The organism is bacterium, assembly GCA_023230585.1.
Taxonomy (GTDB): domain Bacteria; phylum Ratteibacteria; class UBA8468; order B48-G9; family JAFGKM01; genus JALNXB01.
Map to the genome: position 1 here is coordinate 18566 of JALNXB010000027.1, position 8884 is coordinate 27449.

At 35.8% G+C, this 8884-nt stretch carries 10 protein-coding genes; 9 read left to right on the plus strand and 1 reads right to left on the minus strand.

From position 1 onward, the window contains the following. The first annotated feature begins 543 nt into the window (after nt 1-543). The 9 genes from M0P98_05775 (at nt 544) to M0P98_05815 (ending at nt 8427) form a co-directional block, all read left to right on the plus strand. On the plus strand, nt 544-1314 hold the full coding sequence (locus tag M0P98_05775) for a dihydroorotate dehydrogenase electron transfer subunit (GenBank protein MCK9266371.1): 771 nt from the start codon (nt 544-546) through the stop codon (nt 1312-1314). Then, nucleotides 1314-2249 carry a dihydroorotate dehydrogenase gene (locus tag M0P98_05780; protein MCK9266372.1) on the plus strand — a complete coding sequence of 312 codons (936 nt, stop codon included), beginning with the start codon at nt 1314-1316 and terminating at the stop codon, nt 2247-2249. Before M0P98_05775 ends, M0P98_05780 begins: the two co-directional genes overlap by 1 nt. After that, nucleotides 2200-4017, plus strand: coding sequence for an O-antigen ligase family protein (locus M0P98_05785; protein MCK9266373.1), 1818 nt, complete (start codon nt 2200-2202; stop codon nt 4015-4017). The genes M0P98_05780 and M0P98_05785 overlap by 50 nt, the downstream gene beginning before the upstream one ends. After that, nucleotides 3996-4655, plus strand: a complete 660-nt coding sequence (locus tag M0P98_05790) for a stage 0 sporulation protein (protein ID MCK9266374.1) — start codon at nt 3996-3998, stop codon at nt 4653-4655. The genes M0P98_05785 and M0P98_05790 overlap by 22 nt, the downstream gene beginning before the upstream one ends. Beyond that, complete coding sequence (locus tag M0P98_05795; protein MCK9266375.1) at nt 4652-6136, plus strand: class I tRNA ligase family protein; 1485 nt, start codon at nt 4652-4654, stop codon at nt 6134-6136. The genes M0P98_05790 and M0P98_05795 overlap by 4 nt, the downstream gene beginning before the upstream one ends. Beyond that, nucleotides 6133-6861, plus strand: coding sequence for a UMP kinase (gene pyrH / locus M0P98_05800; protein MCK9266376.1), 729 nt, complete (start codon nt 6133-6135; stop codon nt 6859-6861). Before M0P98_05795 ends, pyrH begins: the two co-directional genes overlap by 4 nt. A gap of 21 nt (nt 6862-6882) precedes the next feature. Further along, on the plus strand, nt 6883-7440 hold the full coding sequence (gene frr / locus M0P98_05805; GenBank protein MCK9266377.1) for a ribosome recycling factor: 558 nt from the start codon (nt 6883-6885) through the stop codon (nt 7438-7440). Continuing rightward, on the plus strand, nt 7440-8132 hold the full coding sequence (gene cmk / locus M0P98_05810; protein ID MCK9266378.1) for a (d)CMP kinase: 693 nt from the start codon (nt 7440-7442) through the stop codon (nt 8130-8132). Before frr ends, cmk begins: the two co-directional genes overlap by 1 nt. Nucleotides 8133-8196: 64 nt before the next feature. Further along, a complete protein-coding gene (locus M0P98_05815; protein ID MCK9266379.1) occupies nt 8197-8427 on the plus strand; it encodes a hypothetical protein in 231 nt (76 codons plus the stop codon). 173 nt (nt 8428-8600) lie between these two features. Here M0P98_05815 and M0P98_05820 read toward each other — a convergent pair. Then, a partial coding sequence (locus M0P98_05820; GenBank protein ID MCK9266380.1) for a hypothetical protein occupies nt 8601-8884 on the minus strand: 284 nt, incomplete at its 5' end.

The following is an 8884-nucleotide window of genomic DNA, read 5'->3' on the forward strand; positions in this document are numbered from 1 at the left end:
ACTCTGGTACTACGGTGCATACATCTTCTACGCCACAATCGGGCACTCTGAGAACTCACCCTTCTGCACAAAGAGCGTCTCCGAAGGGCTTAACAGGCTCAGAGTAGAAGAACAAAAGGCTTGAACCTTTTGTTAACAGCCCCCCATTCCGTCTTTGCGAGCGTCTCTTAGCGTGGCAATCTCGCCGTAGGCGGAAAAGGAATGCACCCTCTTTGCCTTCTCCCCTTGGAGTGTTTGGAGTAGTAAGTCCCCAAGGGGTTGCAGAGAGTTTAATGGGATGAGGTTGCCCCCTTTATGTCATTCCGGACTTGATCCGGAATCTCGTTTTTTACGTTGTGCCAACTATCAACGTGGGTTACATTAGAGATTCTGAAACAAGTTCAAGATGGTAAAATTGGGCGTTTAGGCATAAAATGGGCGAGTAGGGGAACAAAAGGCTTGAACCTTTTGTTAACAGCCCCCCATTCCGTCTTTGTGTCTTTGCAAATGTTGGACCTTCAGGTTAGTTTTTGTTTTAGAGCGTTGGTATGTTAATATATATGTATGGAAACCAAAAACTTAAAAGTTCTCGATATTAAAGAACTTTCAGCTCAACATTATCTGTTGGAAATGGAAAATTCTTTTACCAAAAAGGTGTTACCGGGGCAGTTTATACACCTTAAGATTGAGCCATTCTTTTTGCGTAGACCTTTTTCTATTGCTGGCAGTGATAATGAAAGGATAAAAATCCTATTTAGGGTGGTAGGGGAAGGTTCAAATGTGTTAAGTGAGGTAAAAAAAGGAACTGTTCTTAATGCTGTTGGACCTTTAGGGACACCTTTTCCTTATAAGAAAGAATGGAAACACGCTTTTATTGTGGCTGGTGGTACAGGGGCTGCACCACTATTTTTTCTGGCTCAAACACTTGTAACAAAAGGGGTAGAAACCATCTTTTTCTATGGAGCAAGAAATATAGAAAATATTATGTTTAAAGCGCTTCCTTCTGGGATAGATTTTGTTTTTAGTACAGAAGACGGAAGTTACGGGGAAGAAGGGTTTATACATAAATCGGTACTCAAACATATAAAAGAAGGGTTTTTGCCTGATGTTTTATATTCAGGAGGACCTTACGGGCTTTTGAAAGAAGTTTCAAAAATATCAACACTTTATAAAATCCCTGCTTTTGTATCTCTTGAAAACAGGATGGCTTGTGGGACAGGTTTGTGTGGTGGTTGTGTTACTAAAATAAAGACCAAAAAAGGGTGGGAGTATAAGAAAGTCTGTAAAGATGGTCCTGTTTTTAGCGCAGAGGAAGTTGTATGGGAGGGAGAGTAATGCTTAATTTGAAGATAGGTAATATGACTTTTGAATCTCCTGTTTTTATGATGAGCGGTATTTTTAGTTACGGGGAGATAAAGATTGGTTACCTTGATTATAAAAAGATAGGCGCAATTGTTACAAAAACTATTACTCTTAAGCCTCGTGAAGGTAACCCGCAACCAAGAATCTGGGAGGTTGGTAGCGGTATGTTAAATTCTATAGGGTTACAAAACCCAGGTATAAATGGGTTCCTCTCTGAACATCTTTTGGAAATAAAAAAAAGGGGGCTTAAAACTATAATCAGTGTTTCAGGGCAAAACTCTAAAGAGGTGCTTGGTATTGTTAATCCTCTTGTTGAAGCAGGTGTCCAGGCTATTGAAATAAATTTATCTTGTCCTAATGTTCACAGGGATAGGCTTATGGTGTCTCAATCTGAAAAGAGAACATATAATCTTGTGAAAGACGTAAAGGCAGTATGTAAAGATATTCTGTTAATTGTTAAACTTTCTCCTAATGTAACAGATATTTCTAAAGTGGCTGTATCTGCACAAGATGCAGGTGCCGACGCTTTAAGTTTAATCAATACAGTAAAAGGTTTAGCTGTTGATATAGAAGGAAGAAGGATTATTGAAGGAGGGTTATCAGGGCCCCCGATAAAACCTATAGGGTTGAAATCTGTATATGATGTTTTCAAAAAAGTTACAATACCCATAATAGGTATTGGTGGTATAGAGAACGGAAAGGATGCTCTTGAGTATCTACTTTTAGGGGCAAGTGCAGTAGGTGTTGGTAGCGGTTTCTTTTCTAATCCAGGGTTACCTATGGAGATATATGATACCGTGAAAGATTACCTTTCAAAACATAATTATAAAAATATCAAAGATATTACAGGGTTGTTTAATGAAAAAAAAGAAGAGGTTTCTTCAGGCAAAAGAGAAAGAAGAAAATAGTCCGTTAAGGTTTGTAACCCTTGTTAGTGTTGGAATATTTCTTTTTCTAAGGTTTTTCTTTGATGGATTAAGTTATACATATTTTAATTTTTTCTGGAATATCTATTTCTTCTTACTTCTTATAGTACAACTAATATTTAGAAAAGATAAGAATCTTTTTTATAAAGAAGAGGTACTAATTTTCCTTTTTTTTCTTTTTTCTGTCATCTCTTCAAATGTTGCTCCAGTTAAAAACAATGGTATACTCTACAATGCACAGATTCTGGCTTATATATCTATATTCTCTCTTATAATACATAACCTTAAAAAAACTGATGTAAAGACACTCAACTTGGTATTGCTTGTTAGCGCTTTTTTAATAACCTTATATGGTCTATACCAATATTTTTGGGGATTAGAAGAAACAAGGAAGATGGTTTTTTCCAATCCTGAGTTTTTAAAAAACTTACCGCCAACTTTTTTGGAAAGACTTGAAAGTAAAAGAATTTTTGCAACTTTTACTTACCCAAACGTTTATGCGTCGTTCCTGTTGTTTTTAATACCTACCTCTCTTTTTATGTATATCTCGGAAAACACTGAACTGGTAAAAATTCTTGCAATATCTGTTCTTATTACCTCTTTAGTCAATCTTATTCTTACAGGTTCTTTGGGTGGCATACTTATATGTGTCTTTGTTGCAATTTTAATGTTACTGTTTATATTTTTTAGAAACAGTAAATTTTTTAAGGTAACTATTATTTCGTGCCTATTATTACAAATACTGGTACTGGTTGCAATATACGCTACAGGTAAATTGCCTAAAACAGCGTCTTTTGACGATAGGTTGGGTTATTGGCAGGCTGCTGTACAGATTTTTCGTGAAAAACCCGTTTTAGGTGCTGGTCCTGGTAATTATATGCACAATTATACAAGGTTTAAACGTCCTGAAAGTATGGAAGCTAAACATGCACATTCTATATTTTTTGAAACGCTTTCAGAGACTGGTATTGTTGGAGTGCTCTTGTTATTCTCTTTTTTTATTAAGTTTATATTTATTTCTTTTAAAAGACGTAAATCTGAATTACTTCTTTATGGTGCTGGGTTCTCGTTTTTGGCGTTTTTTTTGCATAACCTTCTGGACTTTAACTTTATTAACCCAGCTGTAGCTGTTCTATTCTTTATATCTGGCGGTATAATTGTAATGTCGGCTGAAATTAAGCCAGTTACTATTGATCGAAGGTTGACAAAAACAGTAAATTATCTTATTATAATCACAGTATTTTTAACAGGTTGTAATTACTTAAGATATACCTTTTCAGAAAAGAATATAGTTCACTATAATGAATCTAAATCAAGTAATAGTCGGGTTTTTTATATAGATAAGGCTATAAAACTTTACCCTAAAAACTTTGAAGTTTATGAGAAGAAAGGCGATATTTATTCAAGTGAAACTCTTTCAGGCAAGAAAGAATCTTTTGAGGATGCGAAGACTTTTTATTTGAAAGCAATCTCGTTAAATCCTTATTCGTCGAGGGTTTATAGAAAGATGGCTATACTTCATCAACAACTGGGGTATATTGACGTAGCAGAGATGTGGTATCTGAAAGTTTTAGAGAATTACCCTGCAAAAAAACAGTATAACCTTGAAATGGCTGTTTTTTATTTAAATAATAACAATAGAAGTAAAGCTGCTAAATATTACCAAGATAGTACCAAATTAAATGCAGCAACTGTAGAGGAGGCGCATATCAACGCCGTTTATATAAGATGGATAGAATCGCAGAAATAGAGATAAGAAAACCAGATAAGATGCAACATTTTAAACTCCCTAAGGAACTTTCTCTTCAAAAAGGTGATTTATGTATAGTAGAGATGTCACAGGGTGCCATAGATTATGGTAAAATTTGGAAAATTACAGAAACAAAACCTTTTTTAAAACTAAATATTGCGGGTAGGGTTGTAAGAAAAGTTACAGAAGAAGATCTTCTGACGATAGAAGAGAATATGAGAAGGAAGACTGAAAATCTTGCTATATGCAGAGAAAAAGTTAGAAGTTCTAACCTACCTATGAAACTTGTTGATGCTGAATATTCTTATGATAGAACAAGGGTTACCTTCTACTATTGGGCTGAAGAAAGGGTCGATTTTAGAAATCTTGTGAAAGAGTTGGCAAAGATATTTAATTGTCGTATAGAGATGCGCCAGATAGGGCTTAGAGATGAAGCTAAAATTAAAGGTGGTTATGGGATATGTGGGCGTTCTCTTTGTTGTTCGACCTTTCTAACCAAATTTGAATCTGTAACTATGCGTATGGTTAAGAACCAGAAGTTACCTCTCGATATAAATAAAATAACAGGACAATGTGGGCGGCTTCTTTGTTGTCTTGGATATGAAGACGATTATTATCAAAAGGAAGGGAAAAAATGAATTTTTATGTAACAACCCCACTCTATTATGTCAATGATAAGCCCCATATAGGGCACACCTATACAACTGTTGCAGCAGACGCTCTTGCAAGGTTTCATAGACTTTCAGGGCATAATGTTTTTTTTCTTACAGGTACCGATGAACACGGTCAGAAGATGTACGAGGCAGCTATTAAACGTAATATGACACCAGCGCAACTTGCTGATATCAATTCGGAAGTTTTTAAAAGTATTTGGAAAGATTTAAATATTTCGTACACCCGTTTTATAAGGACAACAGAGCCGCAACATAAAGAAGTGGTGAAAAAAGTTTTTGCTAAATTACTTGAAAAAGGTGACTTGTATAAAGGTGAATATAAAGGGTATTATTGTGTTCATTGTGAAGATTTTGTTAGTCCCGACGAAACAGACACCATTCTTTGCCCAAGTTGTAAAAGAGAGGTAAGAGAAAATGTTGAGCCAACATACTACCTAAATATTTCAAAATATAAAACTCAACTTGAAGACCATATCTTAAATAACGGTTTTGTTAAGCCGAGTTTTAAAAGGAACGAAGTTCTTAATATGCTTAACAGTATGGAGCCGGGCATAAGCGTAACAAGAAAGAACGTTTCTTGGGGCATAGATTCGCCTACCCCTGAAGGGTACAATATTTATGTATGGTTTGATGCTCTACTCAATTATCTTAGTGGGATAGGGTACCTTTCTGATGAACCTCTATTTAACAAGTATTGGCCTGCCAATGTTCAACTTATAGGTAAAGATATTATGAAGTTTCACAATATTATGTGGCCAAGTATGCTTTTGGCTTTAGGGCTTCCTTTACCTAAAACTATCTTTGCGCACGGGTGGTGGACTCTCGGGAAAACTAAAATGTCAAAATCTAAAGGTAACGTTGTTGCTCCTGAACCTCTGATGAAAGAATATGGAGTAGACCCTTTTAGGTATTTTCTTTTAAGGGAAGTTCCGTTTGGGTTGGATGGCGAGTATACTGCTGAAAACTTTAAAAAACGGTATAACAGCGACCTTGTAAATGATTTAGGGAACCTTATAAATAGGACACTAAACCTTATAGATACAAAAACTTCTGGAATTATACCCGACGAATCTCCTTATAAGGAATTGGTTGAACTGACAGAACAAATTTATGTTAAATATAGAGAAAAGATGGAGTCGGTAACTTTTTCAGAAGCAATAGAAGAGGTATGGAAGTTGGTGATTTATTTAAACAAATTTCTCGACAATACCACTCCTTGGAGAGAGGAGTGTGTAGATAAAGAAAAAATACTATATAGTACTATTTACGGTATTCGAAACATTCTCCTTCTTATGTCGCCTTTTATTCCTTCTTCTGTGGACACGTTGTGGAAGATGTTGAACCTCCCAAAAACTCCTGAAGAAGGGTTTGGTCTGCTTGATGAGAAACTACAGGGAGGGATTAAAACTAATAAGAGAGAGATACTTTTTATGAGGAAAAAATGAAACCTATTTATAAAAGATTTATCTTAAAACTTTCAGGGGAAGCTCTTGCTGGTAAGAACGGTTTTGGTATAGGTTCGGAGGCGTTGATATCTATATCTAAAGAAATAAAAGAAGTATGGAGTATGAATTGTGAGATATGCGTTGTGCTTGGAGGAGGCAATATATATAGAGGTAGTTCAAGGGATGCGTCTGTTATTGATAAGGTGAACGCTGATTATATGGGTATGTTGGCTACAGTAATAAACGGGCTTGCATTACAGAACACTCTTGAGAAGTTGGGCTTGGAAACGAGGGTCCAGAGTTCTTTTGATATGCGACAATTTTGCGAACCGTATATAAGACGGAGAGCAATAAGGCACCTTGAAAAAGGTAGGATAATAATATTAGTTGGAGGTACAGGTAACCCTTATTTTACAACAGATACTGCTGCTGCCTTAAAAGCTGTTGAAGTGGGAGCAGAGGCGGTTCTGAAAGCAACCAAGGTTGACGGAATATATTCTGCGGACCCTTTCCTTGACCCTAATGCTAAACGGTATGATAGGTTGACTTACTCAGAGGCTCTCCAGAAAAGGCTTAAAATAATGGATAGTTCAGCGATTTCTCTCTGTATGGAGAACAATATTCCAGTTATTGTTTTTAATCTGTTTGAAAAAGGTAACCTGCAAAAAGTATTGATGGGTAAAGGAAAAAATACTATCCTATCAGATACTGACAGTTTAAAATAATATCATATATGGAGGGTTGCAATGAAAAATAAAATTTTAGTTGAAGCAAAAAAGAAGATGGAGAGTACGGCAGAGTTTTTTAATAAAGAAGTAGGAGGATTAAGAGCTGGGCGTGCGTCAGTGTCTTTACTTGAAAGTATAGTTGTAGAGTATTTTGGGGCAAAAATGCCTGTAAGCCAGTTGGCAACTATTACTATTCCGCAACCTCAATTGATAGTGGTGCAACCGTGGGATAAAAGTATTATCAATGATGTTAATAAAGCTATATTGAGTAGCAATTTAGGCCTTAATCCTATATCTGATTCGAGCGTAATTAAGATACCTATCCCTCCACTTAGCCAAGAGAGGAGAGAGGAGATAGTTAAAATTTTGTATAAAATGGGCGAAGAAGCAAAAGTTGAGATAAGAGAAATTAGAAGAAAAGCTAACGATGAACTAAAAAAATCTGAAAAGAGTAAATCTATCTCCGAAGATGAGTTATATAAAGGGATAGACGAGGTTCAGGAAGCAACAGATAAGTTTACAAAAGAGATAGATAGTAGAATGGAAAGTAAAGCTAAAGAGATAAGGGAAGGATAATGAAAAACTTAGTTATTGCTATCGATGGTCCAGCAGGTTCAGGAAAAAGTACTGTGGCAAAAGCTCTTGCTGAAAAACTTGGGTTTATGTATGTTGATACGGGAGCAATGTATAGAGCTTTAACTTTTAATGCTATTAGAAAAAATATACCTTTTACTGATGTTGATAGACTTGTTGATATGTCAAAAAATGCTGTAATGAGTTTTCGGATTGTTGAAGGGAAAAACAGGATCTTTTTGAACGGTGAAGATATTAGTGATTTTATAAGAACGGAAGAGATAAGTAAATTGACTCATCATATAGCATCAATTCTTACTATTAGAGAAATTTTATGGCGTTTGCAAAGAGAATTGAGAAAAGAGCATAATATTGTTATGGAGGGTAGAGATATTGGTAGTAAAGTTTTTCCTGATGCTCAGATAAAAATATTTCTTGACGCAAGCATTAAAGAGAGAGCAATAAGAAGGTATAAGCAACTTAAAGAAATGGGTATTGAAGGAGATATAAACTGTATAGAAACAGATATAAGACAGAGAGATAAAAACGACGAAGAAAGAGACATTGCGCCTCTTGTCAAACTTCCAGATTCCCATGTTGTTGATACTACCGGAATGGAGGCTACGCAGGTAGCAGATAAGATTGTGTCTATGATACAAAAGATGTCAATAATTCCTATGCCGGGAGCTGTTTGATTGAGTTATTTATATCTCTTATAGTTTCTCAAACTCTTCCTGCTGGTTTATATCTCGCTAAATTATGATTTACAAGATATCTTTTGGAGCGGTCTCAGACCTTGAAGAGAATAATGTTATATCTGCCTACTTTGAATGTAAAGGCACAAAGAAGCCCAAAAAGGTATTCATACGGGTACCTCATCCTGAAAACAGGCAACCGGTAAAGGTAGAGGGGGGTAATTACTGTAGCCGAACCTCAACAGTAGAAGTAGAAGGTTTTAAAGGTAAATGCTCGGTAAAACTCTTCTATTGAGAGGAGAGGGTAAGATACAAACAATCGGTCCTCTTATTTCTGGCACATAAAAATAATATGAGAGTTTCTCTGTAAAGGTCTTTATGATACCTTTATACGTGAAGATTCAGTAAACCACGTCTCGCTTATTCAAGAACTTATTTACATAAATCTTTTGTGCATACGAAAACTTGTTATTTTATAAACCTTATCTGACCGCCACCTTCAAGTCTCCATATAGGACCAATGGTATATGCCCACCCTATCCAATCTTTTCTTTTTCTTGCCCCTATATTGAACCGGGTGCTGTCAACCTCACTCGGTTTAATATTAAGAATATCCAGCGGTATCTTGAATTCAGCACTCCATTTGTAAGTACTTATATCGTGCATTACAGAAGCGTACTGACTCTTCTTTGCAAGTTCTGCTTTTAGCGAGGCAGGTATTTTGAAATAACTATCCAGTATTTTTAAATTCC

Coding starts and splice junctions, on each gene's coding strand:
- cmk (MCK9266378.1), top strand. CDS start 7,440: ATGAAAAACTTAGTTATTGCTATCGATGGTCCAGCAGGTTCAGGAAAA.
- pyrH (MCK9266376.1), top strand. CDS start 6,133: ATGAAACCTATTTATAAAAGATTTATCTTAAAACTTTCAGGGGAAGCT.
- frr (MCK9266377.1), top strand. CDS start 6,883: ATGAAAAATAAAATTTTAGTTGAAGCAAAAAAGAAGATGGAGAGTACG.
- M0P98_05790 (MCK9266374.1), top strand. CDS start 3,996: ATGGATAGAATCGCAGAAATAGAGATAAGAAAACCAGATAAGATGCAA.
- M0P98_05795 (MCK9266375.1), top strand. CDS start 4,652: ATGAATTTTTATGTAACAACCCCACTCTATTATGTCAATGATAAGCCC.
- M0P98_05815 (MCK9266379.1), top strand. CDS start 8,197: ATGATTTACAAGATATCTTTTGGAGCGGTCTCAGACCTTGAAGAGAAT.
- M0P98_05785 (MCK9266373.1), top strand. CDS start 2,200: ATGAAAAAAAAGAAGAGGTTTCTTCAGGCAAAAGAGAAAGAAGAAAAT.
- M0P98_05780 (MCK9266372.1), top strand. CDS start 1,314: ATGCTTAATTTGAAGATAGGTAATATGACTTTTGAATCTCCTGTTTTT.
- M0P98_05775 (MCK9266371.1), top strand. CDS start 544: ATGGAAACCAAAAACTTAAAAGTTCTCGATATTAAAGAACTTTCAGCT.